18 protein-coding genes are annotated in these 18,658 nt (G+C 70.3%); 14 read left to right on the top strand and 4 right to left on the bottom strand.

Going from position 1 to position 18,658, the window contains the following annotated elements; genetic code table 11:
- Positions 1-26: 26 nt before the first annotated feature.
- The 10 genes from dnaK to sciP all read left to right on the top strand — a co-directional run bounded on the left by dnaK (position 27) and on the right by sciP (position 10,114).
- The gene (gene dnaK, locus D9R14_RS07235) at positions 27-1,922 is read left to right on the top strand and encodes a molecular chaperone DnaK (protein ID WP_121622640.1); all 1,896 of its coding nucleotides are present in this window, start codon (positions 27-29) and stop codon (positions 1,920-1,922) included.
- 269 nt (positions 1,923-2,191) lie between these two features.
- On the top strand, positions 2,192-3,334 hold the full coding sequence (dnaJ, locus tag D9R14_RS07230) for a molecular chaperone DnaJ (RefSeq protein ID WP_121622639.1): 1,143 nt from the start codon (positions 2,192-2,194) through the stop codon (positions 3,332-3,334).
- A 182-nt stretch (positions 3,335-3,516) separates the two neighbouring features.
- Complete coding sequence (locus tag D9R14_RS07225) at positions 3,517-4,134, top strand: class I SAM-dependent methyltransferase (RefSeq protein WP_184759503.1); 618 nt, start codon at positions 3,517-3,519, stop codon at positions 4,132-4,134.
- A 49-nt stretch (positions 4,135-4,183) separates the two neighbouring features.
- Positions 4,184-4,765 (top strand): histidine phosphatase family protein, encoded by a 582-nt coding sequence (locus D9R14_RS07220; protein ID WP_121622638.1) that lies wholly within the window; start codon positions 4,184-4,186, stop codon positions 4,763-4,765.
- A complete protein-coding gene (gene pyrF / locus D9R14_RS07215) occupies positions 4,762-5,466 on the top strand; it encodes an orotidine-5'-phosphate decarboxylase (protein ID WP_121622637.1) in 705 nt (234 codons plus the stop codon). The genes D9R14_RS07220 and pyrF overlap by 4 nt, the downstream gene beginning before the upstream one ends.
- A gap of 25 nt (positions 5,467-5,491) precedes the next feature.
- Positions 5,492-6,133, top strand: coding sequence for a DUF1330 domain-containing protein (locus D9R14_RS07210; RefSeq protein WP_121622636.1), 642 nt, complete (start codon positions 5,492-5,494; stop codon positions 6,131-6,133).
- A gap of 42 nt (positions 6,134-6,175) precedes the next feature.
- On the top strand, positions 6,176-6,988 hold the full coding sequence (dapB, locus tag D9R14_RS07205; RefSeq protein WP_121622635.1) for a 4-hydroxy-tetrahydrodipicolinate reductase: 813 nt from the start codon (positions 6,176-6,178) through the stop codon (positions 6,986-6,988).
- 14 nt (positions 6,989-7,002) lie between these two features.
- Complete coding sequence (locus D9R14_RS07200) at positions 7,003-7,626, top strand: 2,3-bisphosphoglycerate-dependent phosphoglycerate mutase (RefSeq protein ID WP_121622634.1); 624 nt, start codon at positions 7,003-7,005, stop codon at positions 7,624-7,626.
- Between the two features lie 75 nt (positions 7,627-7,701).
- On the top strand, positions 7,702-9,600 hold the full coding sequence (locus D9R14_RS07195) for a phosphatase PAP2 family protein (RefSeq protein ID WP_121622633.1): 1,899 nt from the start codon (positions 7,702-7,704) through the stop codon (positions 9,598-9,600).
- 238 nt (positions 9,601-9,838) lie between these two features.
- On the top strand, positions 9,839-10,114 hold the full coding sequence (sciP, locus tag D9R14_RS07190) for a CtrA inhibitor SciP (protein WP_121622632.1): 276 nt from the start codon (positions 9,839-9,841) through the stop codon (positions 10,112-10,114).
- A 9-nt stretch (positions 10,115-10,123) separates the two neighbouring features.
- Here the strand turns inward: sciP and phnN are convergent, their stop codons facing one another.
- Together phnN and D9R14_RS07180 are read right to left on the bottom strand one after the other, a co-directional pair.
- Positions 10,124-10,720 carry a phosphonate metabolism protein/1,5-bisphosphokinase (PRPP-forming) PhnN gene (gene phnN, locus D9R14_RS07185; RefSeq protein ID WP_121622631.1) on the bottom strand — a complete coding sequence of 199 codons (597 nt, stop codon included), beginning with the start codon at positions 10,718-10,720 and terminating at the stop codon, positions 10,124-10,126.
- Complete coding sequence (locus D9R14_RS07180) at positions 10,717-11,856, bottom strand: alpha-D-ribose 1-methylphosphonate 5-triphosphate diphosphatase (RefSeq protein ID WP_121622630.1); 1,140 nt, start codon at positions 11,854-11,856, stop codon at positions 10,717-10,719. Before D9R14_RS07180 ends, phnN begins: the two co-directional genes overlap by 4 nt.
- Before the next feature lie 245 nt (positions 11,857-12,101).
- Here D9R14_RS07180 and phnF point away from each other — a divergent pair, with 245 nt between their 5' ends.
- The 3 genes from phnF to D9R14_RS07165 all read left to right on the top strand — a co-directional run bounded on the left by phnF (position 12,102) and on the right by D9R14_RS07165 (position 15,475).
- Positions 12,102-12,884 (top strand): phosphonate metabolism transcriptional regulator PhnF, encoded by a 783-nt coding sequence (gene phnF, locus D9R14_RS07175; protein ID WP_121622629.1) that lies wholly within the window; start codon positions 12,102-12,104, stop codon positions 12,882-12,884.
- An 82-nt stretch (positions 12,885-12,966) separates the two neighbouring features.
- Positions 12,967-14,589, top strand: coding sequence for a gamma-glutamyltransferase family protein (locus tag D9R14_RS07170; RefSeq protein WP_210313797.1), 1,623 nt, complete (start codon positions 12,967-12,969; stop codon positions 14,587-14,589).
- 34 nt (positions 14,590-14,623) lie between these two features.
- Entirely contained in the window at positions 14,624-15,475 is an 852-nt protein-coding gene (locus D9R14_RS07165; protein WP_170168533.1) for a glutaminyl-peptide cyclotransferase, read from the top strand.
- A gap of 164 nt (positions 15,476-15,639) precedes the next feature.
- Here the strand turns inward: D9R14_RS07165 and D9R14_RS07160 are convergent, their stop codons facing one another.
- Positions 15,640-15,891 (bottom strand): hypothetical protein, encoded by a 252-nt coding sequence (locus tag D9R14_RS07160; RefSeq protein WP_121622627.1) that lies wholly within the window; start codon positions 15,889-15,891, stop codon positions 15,640-15,642.
- A gap of 168 nt (positions 15,892-16,059) precedes the next feature.
- Positions 16,060-16,647 carry a CarD family transcriptional regulator gene (locus D9R14_RS07155; RefSeq protein WP_121622626.1) on the bottom strand — a complete coding sequence of 196 codons (588 nt, stop codon included), beginning with the start codon at positions 16,645-16,647 and terminating at the stop codon, positions 16,060-16,062.
- 608 nt (positions 16,648-17,255) lie between these two features.
- Here D9R14_RS07155 and ahcY point away from each other — a divergent pair.
- Positions 17,256-18,653, top strand: coding sequence for an adenosylhomocysteinase (ahcY, locus tag D9R14_RS07150; RefSeq protein WP_121622625.1), 1,398 nt, complete (start codon positions 17,256-17,258; stop codon positions 18,651-18,653).
- Positions 18,654-18,658: the final 5 nt, after the last annotated feature.

The raw sequence follows: 18,658 nt of genomic DNA, 5'->3' as shown, positions 1-18,658 counted from the left end.
GCCGGTCTGCCGGCAAGGAGAAACATATGGCCAAGATCATCGGCATCGACCTCGGCACCACCAATTCCTGCGTCGCGGTGATGGAGGGGTCCACCCCGAAAGTCATCGAGAACGCCGAGGGCGCGCGCACCACGCCCTCCATCGTCGCCTTCACGGAGGACGGCGAGCGCCTCGTCGGCCAGCCCGCCAAGCGCCAGTCCGTCACCAATCCCGAGCGCACCTTCTTCGCGGTGAAGCGCCTCATCGGCCGCCGCTACGACGACCCGACCGTCGAGAAGGACAAGAAGCTCGTGCCCTACTCCATCGTGCGCGCCGACAATGGCGACGCCTGGGTGGAGGCCGACGGCAAGAAGTATTCGCCCTCGCAGATCTCCGCCTTCATCCTGCAGAAGATGAAGGAGACCGCCGAGGCGTTCCTCGGCGAGAAGGTCGAGAAGGCGGTCATCACCGTCCCGGCCTACTTCAACGACGCCCAGCGCCAGGCCACCAAGGACGCCGGCAAGATCGCCGGCCTCGAAGTGCTGCGCATCATCAACGAGCCCACCGCGGCGGCGCTCGCTTATGGCCTCGAGAAGAAGAATTCCGGCACCATCGCGGTCTACGACCTCGGCGGCGGCACGTTCGACGTGTCGGTGCTGGAGATCGGCGACGGCGTGTTCGAGGTGAAGTCCACCAACGGCGACACGTTCCTCGGCGGCGAGGACTTCGACATGCGCCTGGTGACCTACCTGGCCGACGAGTTCAAGAAGGAGCAGGGCATCGACCTGCGCAACGACAAGCTCGCGCTCCAGCGCCTCAAGGAGGCCGCCGAGAAGGCGAAGATCGAGCTGTCGTCTGCGACCCAGACCGAGATCAACCTGCCCTTCATCACGGCCGACGCTTCCGGCCCGAAGCATCTCACCATGAAGCTCACCCGCGCCAAGTTCGAGGCGCTGGTGGACGACCTGATCCAGAAGACCGTCGAGCCCTGCCGGCTCGCGCTCAAGGATGCCGGCCTCACCGCCGGGCAGATCGACGAGGTTGTCCTCGTCGGCGGCATGACCCGCATGCCCAAGGTGCAGGAAGTGGTGAAGCAGTTCTTCGGCAAGGAGCCCCACAAGGGCGTCAACCCGGACGAGGTGGTCGCCATCGGCGCCGCCATCCAGGCGGGCGTGCTCCAGGGCGACGTGAAGGACGTGCTGCTGCTCGACGTGACCCCGCTGTCGCTGGGCATCGAGACGCTGGGCGGCGTGTTCACCCGCCTCATCGACCGCAACACCACCATCCCCACCAAGAAGAGCCAGGTGTTCTCGACGGCGGAGGACGGCCAGACCGCGGTGACCATCCGCGTGTTCCAGGGCGAGCGCGAGATGGCGGCGGACAACAAGCTGCTGGCCCAGTTCGACCTCATGGGCCTGCCGCCGGCGCCGCGCGGCGTGCCGCAGGTGGAGGTGACGTTCGACATCGACGCCAACGGCATCGTCAACGTCTCCGCCAAGGACAAGGGCACCGGCAAGGAGCAGCAGATCCGCATCCAGGCCTCGGGCGGCCTGAACGATGCCGACATCGAGAAGATGGTGAAGGACGCCGAGGCCCACGCGGCCGAGGACAAGAAGCGCCGCGCGGCGGTGGAGGCGAAGAACCACGCCGAGGCGCTCATCCACTCCACCGAGAAGGCCCTCGCCGAGCATGGCGAGAAGGTCGGCGCGGCGGAGAAGGGCGCCATCGAGACCGCCGTGGCTGACCTCAAGAGCGTGATGGAGGGCGACGACGCCGAGGCCATCACCGCCAAGACCAACGCCCTGGCCCAGGCCTCCCTCAAGCTCGGCGAGGCCATGTATGCGGCCCAGCAGGGCGGCGAGGCGGGCGCCTCCAAGCCGGCGGACGACGTGGTGGACGCCGAGTTCACCGAAGTCGACGACGACAAGAAGAAGTCGGCGTGACCTGACGCGCGGCGCGCCGCTCTCCCCTCGCGGGACGGGCGGCGCGCTTTGCGCGTTCGACGGACGCGGCAGGGTCGCCGCGACGATTGTGTGCGGCGCTGGCCGAATTCCCGCCGTCGCCCTCCGGTTTGGCCGGGGGCTCATTTCATAGGGCATGTCCCTGACGCATGCCCGGGCGCGGCGGATGGAGGCTCGGTCAGGGCGGAGCATGACGGCCAGGGCTTAAAGGACGCTCCCTTCGCGGAGCCGGCGGCGGGTGAAGACGGAACATGGCCAAGCGCGATTATTACGAAACCCTCGGCTGCGACCGCGGCGCCGACGAGACGGTGCTGAAGACCTCCTACCGCAAGCTCGCCATGAAGTGGCATCCCGACCGCAACCAGGGGGATGCGGAGGCGGAGATCCGCTTCAAGGAGGTCAACGAAGCCTACGAGGTCCTGAAAGACCCGCAGAAGCGCGCCGCCTATGACCGGTTCGGCCATGCCGCGTTCGAGAATGGCGGCGGGGGCGGCCCCGCCGGATTCGGCGACGTCGCCTCCACCTTCGCCGACATCTTCGACGACCTGTTCGGCGGCGGCATGGGCCGCGGGCGCGGCGGGGCCGGCGGCGGGCGCGGGCGCGGCGCGGACCTGCGCTACAACATGGAGATCACGCTGGAAGAGGCGTTCTCCGGCAAGACCGCGCAGATCAAGATTCCCACCTCCGTCACCTGCGAGGCCTGCTCGGGCTCGGGCGCCAAGCCCGGCACCCAGCCGAAGGCCTGCCGCACCTGCGGAGGCGCGGGCAAGATCCGCCACGCCCAGGGCTTCTTCACCCTGGAGCGCACCTGCCCCACCTGCCAGGGCCGCGGCTCGGTGATCGAGGACCCGTGCGGCGCCTGCGGCGGCGCGGGCCGGGTGACGCGCGAGCGCACCCTCTCGGTGCAGATCCCCGCCGGCGTCGAGGACGGAACCCGCATCCGCCTCGGCGGCGAGGGCGAGGCCGGCGTGCGCGGCGGCGCGGCGGGCGACCTCTACATCTTCCTGTCCATCGAGCCGCACACCTTCTTCCAGCGGGAGGGGGCGGACCTCTATTGCCGGGTGCCCATCTCCATGGTCACGGCCGCGCTCGGCGGCCAGGTGGAGGTGCCCACCATCGACGGCGACAAGACCAAGGTGAAGATCCCCGAGGGCACCCAGTCGCAGAAGCGCTTCCGCCTCTCCGGCAAGGGCATGCCGATCCTGCGCACGCGCTCCCACGGCGACATGTATGTCCAGGTGGTGGTGGAGACGCCGCAGAAGCTCACCAAGCGCCAGCGGGAGCTGCTGGCCGAGTTCGACAAAGAGAGCTCCGGCGAGACCCACCCGGAATCCGCCGGCTTCTTCTCCAAGGTGAAGGAATTCTTCCAGGGCGCGCCGGGCGAGGGGGCGTGACACGGGGCCGGCTGGTCCGCTCTCCGCATCGAGACAAGCGCCGGAGCCAATCCCGGGTGCGACATCGCGTCGGTGCGGCTGCGGACGTAAGGGCAGGAGAGCAGGTGGCGGCCGGTCCGGCTTGACCCCCACTGCTTTCCCGTCTAATCGCCTGCCATCCCCCCGGGGGCTCCGAGGTGTCTATGCTGCATTCACACGACCAGCGCAGGGCGAGCTGCAAGCTGCCGCTCGGAAAGCCGCCGCTGAAGGACGAGGTGCGTTTCCTCCAGTCGTGGTTCCAGAATCCGCTGAAGACCGGCGCGGTCTCGCCCTCCGGCCCGGCGCTTGCGAAGATGATGGCGCGGTATCTCGATCCCGCCCACGACGGCCCGGTGATCGAACTCGGACCAGGCACCGGCCCCGTGACGAAGGCGCTGCTGGAGCGCGGCTTTTCGCCGGAGCGCCTCTATCTCGTCGAATACAATCCCGATTTCTGCGCCCTGCTGCGCCTGCGCTATCCCGGCGTGACCGTGATCCAGGGCGACGCCTATGCGCTCGGCAAGACGCTGGCCGGCAAGCTGCCCGGCCCGGCGGTGGGCACCATCTCCTCGCTGCCGCTGTTCACCATGCCGCAGCCCGAGCGCCACCGCATGGTCAACGAGGCGTTCGACCTGTGCCGTCCCGGCGCGCCGTTCGTGCAGTTCACCTATGCGGTGGTCTCGCCGGTGCCGCTGCTGCCGGGCAAGATCGAGGGCGAGGTCTCCCCACGGGTGTGGCGCAACCTGCCGCCCGCCCGCGTGTGGGCCTATCACCGCCCGTGAGGGCGAGCGCGCCGCCGCCTCCTCGCGCCCGCGCGGCGGAGACGGCGCCGTGACGCGCTTCGTTTATCTCACCCACCCTCAGGTCAAGGTGGATCCGGCCGTGCCGGTGCCCGACTGGGGCTTGTCCGACATCGGCCGGGCGCGCACGCGCGCCTTTGCCGCCCAGCCGGGGCTGAAGGCGTTCCGGCGGGTCGTCGCCTCCACCGAAGTGAAGGCCAAGGAGGCGGCGCAGATCATCGCCGCTGCCCTCGGCCTCGCGGTGGACGTGCGAGACGGCCTGCACGAGAATGACCGCTCCGCGACCGGCTACCTGCCCGAGCCCGAATTCCAGGCGGTGGCCGACGCCTTCTTCGCCAATCCGGACGAGAGCGTGCGGGGGTGGGAGAGGGCGCGGGACGCCCAGGCGCGCATCGTCGGCGCGGTCGAGGCGGCGCTGGCCGCTGCGCCCGGCGAGCCGACCCTGTTCGTCGGCCATGGCGGGGTCGGCACCTTGCTTCTGTGCCATCTCACGGGCTACCCCATTGCCCGGGTCCACGATCAGCCGCCGGTGGGCGGCGGTTGCTGGTACGCGGCCGGCGCCGGTGCGCCGCCGCGCGGCTGGCGCACCATGGAGGAGGGGCTGAGCCCGTGAGCGACGCTGAAATCTCCCCCCGCGAGCGCCTGATCGTGGCGCTCGACTTCGCGACCGTTTCCGCCGCCGAGGCGCTGGTCTGGCAGCTCGGCGACGACGTCGCCTTCTACAAGATCGGCCTGGAGCTCACCATCGCCGGCGGCCTCGACTTCGCGGCCGATCTCATCGGCTCCGGCAAGAAGGTGTTCCTGGACCTCAAGCTCCACGACATCGGCAACACGGTCGAGAAGGCCACCGCCGCGGCTGCCGAGCGCGGCGTCAGCCTTCTGACGGTCCACGCCTATCCGCAGACGCTGAAGGCCGCCGCCAAGGGCGCCGAGGGCAGCGCGCTGAAGGTTCTGGGCGTTACCGTCCTCACCTCCTACGACGATGCCGACCTCGCTGCCGCGGGCTATGCGAGCGGGGTGGAGGACATGGTGCGCCGGCGCGCGGCGAGCGCGCGCGAGGCGGGCGTCGCCGGCGTCATCTGCGCGCCGACGGATGCGGCCATGGTGCGAACCATCCTCGGGCCGTCGGGCCTCGTGGTGACGCCCGGCGTGCGTCCGTCCGGCGCCGACGTGGGCGACCAGAAGCGCATCGCCACGCCCGCGGACGCGCGGCGCGCGGGGGCGGACATGATCGTGGTGGGCCGGCCCGTCACGGCGGCGGCCGATCCGCTGGCGGCGGCGCGGGCCATCATCGCGGAACTGGCCGCGGCCTGAGCGGCAAAAAAAGGGGGGCGCAGGGATGGCGAAGGGCTACTGGTTCGTGAACCTCGACGTGGTCAACCCGGTCGATTTCATCACCTATCGCGACGCGAACCTCGACTACGCGCAGCGTCACCACATCCCGCTCCTGGTGCGCGGCGGCGACTTCGAGCAGATGGAGGGCATCAAGCGCCACCGCAACGTGCTGGTGGAGTTCCCCTCCTTCGAAGCCGCCGTTGCCGCGCATGCTTCGCCGGAATACGCGCCGATCGCCAGGCTGCGGAGCGCCACCGCCATCTGCGACGCCGCCGCTGTGGAGGGCTTCGACGGTCCCCAGCCCTCGGCAGCGCCGCCGACGCCGGTCGCCGGCCGGCCGCTCGGCTACTGGATGGTGCGGATCGATGTGAGCGATCCCGAGCGCTACAAGGACTATGCCGCGGCCGTTACCGAGCCGTTCGCCGAATACGGCGCCTGGTTCGTGGTGCGCGGCGGGCGCAACGCGCTGCTGGAAGGCAAGGGCCGCCAGCGCTACGTGGTGCTCTCCTTCACCGACGTGGAGACGGCGCGCGCCTGCTATTTCTCGCTCGGCTACCAGCGCGCCCTCGCCATCCGCAAGGAGGCCGCGGAGGCGGACTTCGTCATCATCTCCGGCTTCACCGGCCGCGAGACCTTCTCCGCCTGACGGGCGGCCCGTCCGCCCCCGCGAAACCCGGAGCACCTGTCCGTGTCCGATCTGCGCATCGTCATCTCGGGAGCCGGCGGCCGCATGGGCCGCGCTCTGATCTCGGCCATCCTGGACACGCCGGGCCTCGCTCTGGCCGGGGCGCTGGAATATGCCGGCAGCGGCCATCTCGGCGAGGATGCCGGGCTCATGGCCGCCGGCCGTCCCGCCGGGGTCAAGGTGACGGGCGTCGACGCGGCGCTGCCCGCGGGCGACGTGGTGGTGGATTTCTCGACCCCCGCAGCCTCGGTCGGGCTGGCGCGCCGGCTCGGCGCGTCGGGCACGCCCATGGTGATCGGCACCACCGGCTTCTCGGCCGCCGACCTCGCCGCGCTCCAGGAGGCGGCCGGCGCCATCGCCATCGTCCGGTCCGGCAATATGAGCCTCGGCGTGAACCTGCTGGCCGCGCTCACCCGCCGGGTGGCGCAGACGCTGGACGAGAGCTTCGACATCGAGATCGTCGAGATGCACCACAACAAGAAGGTGGACGCGCCCTCCGGCACCGCACTGCTCCTGGGCGAGGCGGCCGCCGAGGGCCGCGGCCGGCATCTGGACGAATGCGCCGACCGCGGCCGCGACGGCGTCACCGGCGCCCGCAAGAGCGGCGATATCGGCTTTGCCAGCCTGCGCGGCGGCTCGGTGGTGGGCGAGCACGTGGTGATCTTCGCCGGCCCGTCCGAGCGCATCGAACTCGCCCACAAGGCCGAGGACCGCCAGATCTTCGCCCGCGGCGCGCTCGCCGCGGCGCGCTGGGTCAAGGGCCGCCCCGCCGGCCTCTATTCCATGGCCGACGTGCTCGGCCTCGCCGATTTCTGAGGAGCAAGAAGAAGATGTCTGATCGCGTCCTCGTCCTCGTCCGTCACGGGCAGAGCGAGTGGAACCTCAAGAACCTGTTCACCGGCTGGCGCGACCCCGGCCTCACCGAGCAGGGCGTCGCCGAGGCGAAGCGCGCCGGCGCGCTGCTGAAGGCCGAGGGGCTCGCCTTCGACGTCGCCTTCACCTCCGCGCTCACCCGCGCCCAGAACACCTGCCAGCTGGTGCTGGGCGAGATGGGCCTCGACGGGCTGAAGACCATCCGCGACCAGGCGCTGAACGAGCGCGACTATGGCGACCTGTCGGGCCTCAACAAGGACGATGCCCGGGCCAAGTGGGGCGAGGAGCAGGTGCACCAGTGGCGCCGCTCCTACGACGTGCCGCCGCCCGGCGGCGAGAGCCTGCGCGATACGGTGGCGCGGACGCTGCCCTTCTACATCCAGGAAATCCTGCCCTGCGTGCTGCGCGGCGAGAAGACCCTGGTGGCGGCGCACGGCAACTCGCTGCGCGCGCTGGTGATGGTGCTGGAGCGCCTGTCGCCGGAGGGCATCATGAAGCGCGAGCTCGCCACCGGCGCGCCGATCCTCTACCGGCTCGCGGCGGATTCCACCGTGATCGAGCACCGCGACCTGATCGCCTGAGGCGGCCGTCCGCCGCACCTTGAGGCCGGCGCCGCGGCGCTGGTATCTAGAGCGGTGCAGTCCAGGGAGGCGGTCATGGGAGAGGGGGCGGGGCAGGCCCGGGTGGCGGCGCAGCGCGGCTTCCTCCTGCGCGGCGCGCGGCGCGCCGGGAGCGCGCTTGTCCTCGCCCTGCTTGCGGCCGGGGCGGGAACCGGCACGGCCCGCGCCGAGGCGACCATCTGCCGTTCCGTCGCCTGCGTCACGCTCCAGACCAACACCCAGGAGACGGCGCTCGCCGTTCTCGGCCGGCTCCTTGAGAGCGCCGAGGGTCAAGCGGTGCTCGACGCCAACGCCCGCGCCACCATCGCCATCTACACGACCTCGAGCGCGCAGGAGCGCGCCGTCGCGGTGCTGAACGCCCGCGCCCCGGACGATCCCGCCGTCACCAGCTTCAACATCTGGAACATGCTCGGCGGCCCGGCGAGCGCGCCCGTGAAGGCGCGCGCGGCGACCGGCGATCTGCCCGGCACGATCGCCGCCGATCTCAGGGGCGCCTTCTCAGTGCTTCAGATCGGGCCGCTGAAAGACTTCTATGCCGGCCGCACGGACGCCTACGGCATCGCCTACAAGGCTCCCGCGGGCCTCGTGGGCGATCCCCGCCCGTTCCTCGTCTTCCCGCAGGTGAAGGATGCGCCCTGGCGCACGCCCGAGACCGACGCCGCGACCGTGCAGGGCCAGAAGGACCAGTGGCTACTGCTCGCCCCGCAACCGGCCTTTCCGAGCGGGCATTCCATGTTCGGCTTCACCACGGCGCTCTATTTCGGGCTCCTGGCGCCGTCCTACTACCAGGACCTGTTCGCCGCCGCGCAGCAGTATGGCAAAAGCCGCCACGTCATCGGCGTGCACTATGCGCTCGACGTGATCGGCGGGCGCATCGCGGCCATGTATGTCCTGGCGCATCTGCTCGCCGGCGACCCCGATTATTCCACCGACTTCGCCGCCGCTTTGGAGCGCAACCGAGCGCCGGTGACGGCCCTGCTGGGCGCGGACGCGGTCTCCCCGATCCATGCGGCCTGCGGCGCGGACGTCGCGGCCTGCCTCGCGAACGGCCGGGTGCCCGAGGCGGCCGCCTTCCGGGCGGCGCGGGAGGCGGCGCGCCACCTCTTGACCTACGGTCTGCCCTCGGACGGCGCCACCGATCGCGCTCCCGTGGTCCCGCTTCATGCGCGGGAGCTGATCCGCAGCCGCTTCCCCTATCTCAGCGGCGCCGAGCTGGACGAGGTACTCGCCACCACTGCGCTGCCGTCCGGCGTGCCGCTCGACAGCGGCGGCGGCTGGGCGCGGCTCGACCTCCACGCGGCCGCAGGCGGCTTCGGCGCCTTCCCCCGCGAGGTCGGCGTGACGCTGGACGCCGCCCAAAGCGGGATGTCCGCCTTCGACATCTGGAGCAACGACATTTCCGGTCCCGGCGGCCTCGTGAAGCGCGGATCGGGGACGCTGCTGCTGGCCGGCGAGAACAGCTATTCCGGCGCCACGCGGGTGGAGGAGGGCACGCTGGCCGTCTCCGGCGCGCTGGCATCCGACGTTTCGGTCTCGCCCGGCGCGCGGCTGGTGAGCACAGCGCCCGGCCGCATCCTCGGTGGCGTGCTCGACAATGCCGGCACGCTGGTCGCGGACACGCTGCGGGTGAAGGGCGCGGTCTGGCTGTCGGGCAACTCGGAGCTGGTGGCCACGATCCGCCGCGGCGGCGCCGCCGCCGTGGCGGCCGACGGCCCGGCGCGGCTCGGCGGGCGGCTGGTCCTTGCGGCACCGGACGGCACGGCGCCGCAGCCGGGGGACTACGAGGTGGTGCGGTCGGACGGCGGGATTTCGGGCAGCTTCGCCGACCTCGCGGCGATCGACGGCAGCCTGGAGGCGCGGGCGCGCATCGAGGGCGGGGCGGTCATCGTCTCGCTCGCGCCGAGGCCCGGCGCGGCACCGACACCCGCCAAGTAAAGCCGACACGCCGCAGCGCCTCTGCGGGTCGTCATCGGGCGCGCCGGGCGACAACTTGCGTGGCCGATGTCTTCATTTGGAAATACGTTTGCTATCCCTTCTGTTTACGCTTCGACAACCAAATGTTCATCGCCCATTAAGAGAAGTAAAAACTCTTTTCTCTCCGTCCTTTAGAAAATTTTCATGCGCTGCTGTCACGCTCATTCCGGGTTGGGAACGAGTAACAGGTGGCGTACCGATGACCGATGCCTATCGGGCCAGAGTGAAATACGTGATCGGACCGGACGGGGGACCGCTGACCATTGCGGATCTGCCGCCGCCGGACACGCGACGCTGGGTCATTCGCCGCAAGGCGGAAGTGGTCGCGGCGGTGCGCGGCGGGCTGCTGTCCCTTGAGGAGGCCTGCAAGCGCTATACGCTCACCGTGGACGAATTCCTCTCCTGGCAGGCCTCCATCGACCGCCACGGCCTTCCGGGCCTGCGCACCACGCGCATTCAGCACTACCGGCAATAGCCGGCGCGCTCAGGCGCCGGCCTTACCGGTGCCTTCGAGCACCGCGGCGATGAAGGCGGCGAGCGCCTCTCCCCCGGCCTCGGGCGATCCCACATTCTCGATCACCAGGTCCGGTGCCACCTCCACGGCCGGCGCATGGCGCAGGCGCGCGGCGATCTCGGCCGCGCTTTCGCGCCCCCGCGCGGCGAGCCGCATGGCCCGGACCTCGGCCGGGGCGCTCACCAGCACCACCCGCACTGTTGCGAAACGGCGCCGCGCCTGCGGGAGGCTGGCGCGCGAGCCGTTGGCCACCACCACGCCGCCGCCGCGCAGATGCGCCGCCACTTCCGGCCCGAGCGCGTAGCCGAGCCCGTGGGCGCGCCAGGACAGCGGGAAGCGCGCCGCCGCGCACCCGGCCGCAAAATCCGCCTCGCCGAGCGTGCCATGGGCTTCGCCCGCGCCCGGCGGACGGGTGACGAGGCGGCGGGCGAACAGCACCCGGCCGTCCCCTTCAAGGCGGGCGCGCGCCTTGTCGATCAGCGTGTCCTTGCCGGCGCCCGAGGGGCCGACCACCAGCACCAGCGGGCCGGGACCGACCGGCTGCGTGCTTGCCCCTGACGCGGTCATGCCACCCGGATCCCCGCGCGATGGACCTCGCGCACCACCGGCATGTCGCCGACCAGCCGCACGCGCACGAGGTCGGCGCGCTGTCCCGCGGCGATCTCGCCGCGGTCGTCGAGGCCGGCGGCCCGGGCCGGCGTGCGGCTCACCATGCGCACCGCCTCGGGCAAGGTGATGGAGGGCACCCGCCGAGGCAGCTCGAAGGCGGCCCAGAGCAGGCTGGAGGGCACGTAGTCGGACGACAGGATGTCGAGCATGCCCTCCCGCGCGAGGTCTTCGGCGGCGACATTTCCGGTGTGCGAGCCGCCGCGCACCAGGTTCGGCGCACCCATGAGCACGCGCACCCCGGCGGCGTGGGAGAGCTTCGCCGCCTCGTAGGTGGTGGGGAATTCGGCCAGCGCCGCGCCTTCGGCGACCGCCTGAGCCACATGCTCGGCCGTGGCGTCGTCGTGGCTCGCCAGCACGCAGCCATGGGCATGGGCCAGCGCCACCAGCTCCTGCCGGTTGGCGCGCGCATAGCACTCCTGGAAGGCGATGCGGCTTGCGATGATCGCGTCCATCTCCTGCGGGCCGATGCCGGCCTTCTCCATGTAATAGCTCGCGAACTGCTCCACCGAGGCGAATTGCCGCTGGCCCGGCGTGTGGTCCATGAGCGAGATCAGGCTCACGGGCGCGATCGTCATCACCGCGGCGGCGTCCTCCACCACGGTCTTGGTCGGCACCTCGCAGCGCAGGTGGAGGAAGTGGTCTGCACGCAGCACCCCGGCCGCGCGGGCCTCGGCAAGCGCGGCGACGAGGCGGGGCAGGTCGCCGTCGAGGCTGGAGACGCCCTTGTCCGGCCAGATGCGCAGGCTGTCGAACACCGTGGTGATGCCCGAGGCGGCGATCTGCGCGTCGTGGGCCATGGCGGCGGCCATCGGGTTCCAGCGCACCTTTGGGCGGGGCGAGAGGTGGCCTTCCACATGGTCGGTGTGCAGTTCCACGAGGCCGGGCACCACGAAGTCGCCGTCGAGGTCCTGCGCTCCCTGCGGCACCGCGCCCGTACCGACGGCGGCGATGCGCCCGCCTCGGACGTGAACGTGCCCCAGGACCATCTCGTCCGCGAGCACCAAGCGGGCGTTGGCAAGCACCTGTTCGGTCATGAAATCCCCTGGTCTGGCGTGCCGGCGGTCGCGGCCGCGGCCACGCACACCGCGCGATGCCCGGTTCGACGCCGCAGGCGCGGCCGCCAACGGTCGCCCGTGCGCGTACGCAGCTCGGCTGGCGGGAGATGATCCGGCAACGCGGTCGCGGAGAGCTTTACCGCGCCGCTGGACGCGTCGCAAAAGGTACGCACGATTTGTATAGCGTTCTATACAAATGCCCAGGCCGCGTTCGGGAGCCATCAATGTCGGAGACGCCGGGAAGCCTGCACGCCGAAGGTCACATCCCTGTGACGGACGAACCGGCCGGCGTCGAACGGGGCAGCGGGGTGACCTTGTGGCGCCAGATCGCCGAGCGCATCGAGCAGGAGATCGCCACCGGCGCGCGGCCGCCGGGCGCGCGCCTTCCCGTGGAGACCGACCTTGCCGCCACCTTCGGCGTGAACCGCCACACGCTGCGGCGGGCGCTCTCCTATCTCACCGAGCGCGGCCTGATCGAGGCCACCGCCGGGCGCGGCACCTTCGTGAAGGAGCCGCCGCTGCGCTATCCCATCGGCCCGCGCACGCGATTCTCGGAGATCGTCGCGGCGGGCGGGCGCGAGCCGTTCGGGCGCTTCCTGGGCTCGCGGGTGGAGCCGGCGGATGCCGGGGTGGCGCGCGAGCTCTCCCTCGCGGTGGGCACGCCGGTGCTGCGCATCGAGAGTTCCCACGAGGCCGACGGGGTGCCCATGTCGGTGGGGACCTCCTGGTTTCCCCACGCGCGCTGCCGCGATCTCGACCTCGTCTATGCCGCCACCGGCTCGCTCACCCGCGCACTGGCCACCCTCGGCATCGCCGATTACCGCCGGCGTGAGACGCGCCTCACCGCCCGCCCGGCGACGGCGCAGGAAAGCCAGACGCTGAGCCTGCCGCCGGGCCGCGCGGTCATGGTGCTGGAGCGGCTCGATGCCGAGCTGAACGGCGCGCCGCTCCAGTTCGGCCGATCCGCCATCGCCGCCGACCGGGTGCAGCTGATCCTCAAGCCCTGAAGCGGACTTTGCCTCGCCGCCGCGCGCGCGATACATCCGATGGCCCGTTGCCGTATGGCGGCGGGGCAGCGCGGAGGACATCATGGCGGCGGACGGGAAGACTTATGACGGCGTGAACGAGAGCGTGCACGCGTCCACCGGCATCGTCGCAGCGCCGCACCATCTGGCCGCGGAAGCGGGCCGCGACGTTCTCGCCGAGGGCGGCAACGCGGTCGAGGCGGCGCTCGCCGCGGCGGCCGCCATCGCCGTGGTCTATCCGCACATGAACCATCTGGGCGGCGACGGCTTCTGGCTGGTGCGCGAGCCCTCCGGAAAGGTGCGCTATATCGAGGCCTGCGGCTTCGCTGCGGCCGGCGCCACCATCGCCCACTACCGCGACCTCGGCTATGACGCGCTGCCGACGCGCGGACCGCTCGCCGCGCTGACCGTTCCCGGCGCGGTTTCCGGCTGGGCCGCCGCCGGCGCCATCGCCCGCGCCCATGGCGGCCGCATGAGCCTGCCGCGGCTGCTGGAGCGGGCTGTCCACCATGCCCGCGAGGGCGTTGCGGTGTCGGCATCGCAGGCGCGCCTCTCCGCCGAGAAGAAGGCGGAGCTGGAGAACGTGCCGGGCTTCGCGGCGGCCTTCCTGCCGGACGGCAAGGTGCCCGAGGCGGGCACGATCCAGCGCCAGGGGCGGCTTGCCGACACGCTCGACCATCTCGGCCGCGCCGGCCTGCGCGACTTCTACGAGGGCGACATCTCGCGTGAGCTGGCGGCGGACCTTGAGCAGATCGGGAGCCCGCTCCGGCGCGCGGATCTCGCCGCCTACGCCGCCGTCGAGCGCGCGCCGCTGACGGTAAAGGTGGGCGCCGCCACGGTCTACAACGCGCCGCCGCCCACGCAGGGGCTCGCCTCGCTGCTGATCCTCGCCCTGTTCTCCCGGCTCGGGGTGAAGCGGGCCGAGGGCTTCGAGCACCTGCACGGCCTGATCGAATCCACCAAGCGGGCCTTCATGATCCGCGACAAGGTGGTGTGCGACTTCGACCACGTTCCGGAGGACCTCGCCGCCATCCTCTCCGACGCCCGGCTCGACCGGGAAGCCGGGGCGATCGACGCGCGGCAGGCGCTGCCCTGGCCGCGCCCGGCCCAGAAGGGCGACACCATCTGGCTCGGCGCCGCCGACAAGAGCGGCCTCGCCGTCTCCTACATCCAGTCCATCTTCTTCGAGTTCGGCTCGGGCTGCGTCCTGCCGGCGACCGGCGTGCTGATGCAGAACCGCGGCGCCAGCTTCTCGCTCGATCCCAAGGCGCTGAACCCGCTGATGCCCGGCCGCCGGCCGTTCCACACGCTGAACCCCGCGCTCGCGGTGCTGGGCGACGGGCGGGTGATGGCCTACGGCACCATGGGCGGGGAAGGCCAGCCGCAGACGCAGGCGGCGGTGTTCTCGCGCCATGCCATGTTCGGCGTGCCGCTGGGCGAGGCCATCGCGCGGCCGCGCTGGCTGCTCGGGCGCACCTGGGGCAGCTCCGTCACCAATCTGCGCCTGGAAAACCGCTTCGACCCGGAGCTGGTGGACCACCTGCGGCGCGCCGGCCATGATCTGGAGGTGCTGGCGGAACCGGTCTCGGACACCATGGGCCATGCCGGCGCGGTGGTGATCCACACCGACGGGCACCTGGAAGGCGCGCACGATCCGCGCGCCGATGGCGGCGCCGCCGGGGTGTAGCCTCCGGGCGGAGGCGAGCGGGGAGCGGGCGGCCATGATCGGACGTCGGAGCCTGGTGAAGAACGCGGCGCTCCTCGCCTTGGGCGCGCACGGCCTCGCCGCCGGCGTCGCGCGCGCGGCGCCCGGCCAGCCCACCGGCGGCGCGGTGCAGATGACGCCGGACCGGGTGCTCAACCAGACCGCCGTCCCTGTGTTCGACTTCACGGTGGTGAAGACCCATCCGCATGACACCTCCTCCTATACCGAGGGGCTGGTGAAGGCGGGCGGCACGATCTTCGAGGGCACCGGCCTCTATGGCCGCTCGCGCCTGCTGGAATGGGACCTGGAGAGCGGCCGCGTGCTGCGGCGCCTCGATCTCGACCCGAATTATTTCGGCGAGGGCGTCACGGTGCTGGACGGGCGCATCTACCAGCTCACCTATCTGGACAACCGGGCCTTCGTCTACGACCAGGCCACGTTCAGCAAGATCGGCCAGCTCGATTACGGCACCCAGGGCTGGGGCCTGACCCATGACGGCACGCATCTCATCATGAGCAACGGCTCGTCGATGATCGAGTATCGCGACCCGAAGACCTTCCGTCGCGTGCACCGCTTCTATGTCTCCGACGCGGTGGCGCCGGTGGGCTTCCTGAACGAGCTGGAATTCGCGCGTGGCCGGCTCTACGCCAATGTCTGGCAGACGCCCTTCATCGCCATCATCGATCCCGCTGCCGGAACGCTCGCCGGCTGGATCGACCTCACCGGGATCAATCCGGACCCGGCGGCGCTGAAATATCCCTATGTGCTGAACGGCATCGCCTTCGACGAGGCGACAGGTAACCTGCTCGTCACCGGCAAGTGCTGGCCGCATGTGTGGGAAATCGCTTTGGTGCCGCGGGCGGGGTAGGTCGCTTGCGGCGGGCAAATTCGGGGCGGGCAAGTTGGGACGGGCAAGGCGCAGCCTGCGCGAAGGGCGCCCCCGCCATCGGCCGGAGCGCCCTTCCTCATTCCGTTATGTCAGCCGGATCGCTGCTCAGGCCCTCAAGCGAGGGCGCTGGTGCAGCGTTCGGTTCAGCGCTGACGCTCGTCGCGGCGCTCGCCGGGCTGGCCCTGCTGGTCGCGGTGCTGCGGGTTGCCGTGCTGGCCACCCTGCTGACCGCCCTGGTGCTGGCCGCCCTGCTGGCCCTTCTGGTTCTGGCCGGGCGTCTGCGCGTGCTGCTGCTGGTTCTTCGGATCGTGCTGGTTCTTGGGATCGCCCTTCGCCGGGTTCTGCGGCTTTTCCCCGGGCATCTGATGGCGTTGATCCTGATCGCGGTTGGTCATGATCTTGTCCTCCAACCAGCCCCGCCAAACCAACGTGGTCGCCCCCCGAAGGTTCCGCCACTTCCGCGACGGCAGGATGGCGCTGGCGCCGCAGCGTGGTGCGCAAAAGCGAAGGCCCGGCGCTGGGCCGGGCCTCGACAAGGGGATTTTGCTTTGGAAGAAGGGCGATCAGGCCGCCTCTTCCGCCTCCAGGTCGCTGTCCACGTCGGCCTCGTCGGCCGCCTTGGCCGGGCCGCGGCGCGGGCCCTTGAGCAGGTTCTGCTCGATCAGCTTCACCGATTCGGTCTCGGTGATGTTCTGAACCGCCGACAGCTCGCGCGCCATGCGGTCGAGCGCGGCCTCGTAGAGCTGGCGCTCGGAATAGGACTGCTCGGGCTGGGCGTCGGAGCGGTAGAGGTCGCGCACCACCTCGGAGATCGAGACGAGGTCGCCGGAATTGATCTTGGCTTCGTATTCCTGCGCGCGGCGGCTCCACATGGTGCGCTTGATGCGGGCGCGGCCCTGCAGGGTCTCCAGCGACTTCTCGACGATGTTGGTCTCGGAAAGCTTGCGCATGCCGACGGTGGCGATCTTGGACAGGGGAACGCGCAGCGTCATCTTGTCCTTTTCAAACGAGATCACGAAAAGTTCGAGCTTGAAACCGGCGACTTCCTGTTCTTCGATGGCCGTGATGCGGCCCACGCCGTGCGACGGGTAAACGATATGCTCGCCCGTCTTGAAACCGAGACGGGCCTGCGCGCTCTTCTTCGTCGACATGCTCTGTGCACTCCTGATCCGGCCCGGAAGACCGGGCCGAACCTGTTGGCGCGGCGATCGGCCCGGTCCGGTCACCGGGGCGAGGCGCGCCTTGCGCTGCGGACTAGGATCGCGGCCGGAACGCCCGCCTATCCCATGATCCAGTCGATGGCGACGGAAAGCCGTCATGCCAAGCCGGTATTACCGGCGGGCACGCAAATTCTCGCCCCTTTGTTCCCGAGAATGCGCCACTGGCGGGCACGATGCGGCTGAGGTAGAAGCAATCGACTGTAATGGTTCATATATCACAATTTTCGTCAGAATCAAAGCACGTCGGATGTAAACCTTACCACCGGACAACTTCCGCTACGGCAGAAGCCGTCGGTTCTGGTTTCGCCTCTGGTCCGGCGGCGCCGGGCGGATGCGTCCCCCGCGGCGCTTTCGCGCAGGGTGGGGGGTTAGATATAAGGATGTCCTTATATCTTGATTGCCGTTGGCCGGCGTCCGTGCTAGAGGCTGCGCGCCCGGGGCGCATGGCGGCCCGGCGCACGACGCGGCCCCGGCCATCCGCGGGCGCCCCATCGGGGGCACCTTGCGGGCAGACCCGGCCGACCCAGCGGAGAGGATCCATGAGCAACGATTACGTGGTCAAAGACATCAACCTCGCCGATTGGGGCCGCAAGGAACTGGACATCGCCGAGATCGAGATGCCCGGCCTCATGGCCACCCGCGCGGAGTACGGTCCCTCGCAGCCGCTCAAGGGCGCGCGCATCGCCGGCTCGCTGCACATGACGATCCAGACCGGCGTGCTGATCGAGACCCTGAAGGCGCTCGGCGCGGACGTGCGCTGGGCCTCGTGCAACATCTATTCGACCCAGGATCATGCCGCCGCCGCCATCGCCGCGGCCGGCACCCCGGTGTTCGCCGTGAAGGGCGAGACCCTGGAGGAGTACTGGGAGTACACCCATCGCATCTTCGAGTGGGCCGACGGCGGCGCCCCGAACATGATCCTCGACGACGGCGGCGACGCCACCCTCCTGGTCCATCTCGGCAAGCGCGCGGAGGAGGGCGACACCGCTTTCCTCGACGGCGCCACCAACGAGGAGGAGGAAGTCCTCTTCGCGGCCATCAAGCGCCGCCTGAAGCACAAGCACGGCTGGTACTCGCAGCTCGCCAAGTCGATCCAGGGCGTGACCGAGGAGACCACCACGGGCGTGCACCGCCTCTACGAGATGCAGAAGAAGGGCATTCTTCTGTGGCCCGCCATCAACGTGAACGACAGCGTCACCAAGTCGAAGTTCGACAATCTCTACGGCTGCCGCGAATCGCTGGTGGACGGCATCCGCCGCGGCACCGACGTGATGATGGCCGGCAAGGTGGCGATGGTCGCCGGCTTCGGCGATGTGGGCAAGGGCTCGGCCGCTTCGCTGCGCAATGCCGGCTGCCGCGTCATGGTGTCGGAGATCGACCCCATCTGCGCGCTCCAGGCGGCGATGGAAGGCTATGAGGTGACGACCATGGAGGACGCGGCGCCGCGCGCCGACATCTTCGTGACCGCCACCGGCAATCTCGACGTCATCACCGTCGACCACATGCGCCACATGAAGGACCGCGCCATCGTCTGCAACATCGGCCACTTCGACAGCGAGATCCAGGTGGCCGCGCTGAAGAACTTCAAGTGGCACAACGTGAAGCCGCAGGTGGACGAGGTGGAATTCCCCGACGGCAAGCGCATCATCCTGCTCTCGGAAGGCCGCCTCGTGAACCTCGGCAACGCCACCGGCCATCCGAGCTTCGTGATGTCGGCGTCGTTCACCAATCAGACGCTGGCGCAGATCGAGCTGTTCACCAAGCCGGGCCAGTACGACAAGAAGGTCTACACCCTGCCGAAGACCCTCGACGAGAAGGTGGCGGCGCTGCACCTCGACAAGATCGGCGTGAAGCTCACCAAGCTCTCGGACCAGCAGTCGGCCTATATCGGCGTCGGCCAGAAGGGCCCGTTCAAGCCCGAGCACTACCGCTACTGACCCGT

The sequence above is a fragment of the Xanthobacter tagetidis genome (genome assembly GCF_003667445.1).
GTDB classification, from domain to species: domain Bacteria; phylum Pseudomonadota; class Alphaproteobacteria; order Rhizobiales; family Xanthobacteraceae; genus Xanthobacter; species Xanthobacter tagetidis.
This window is presented reverse-complemented; position numbering and strand designations above follow the sequence as displayed.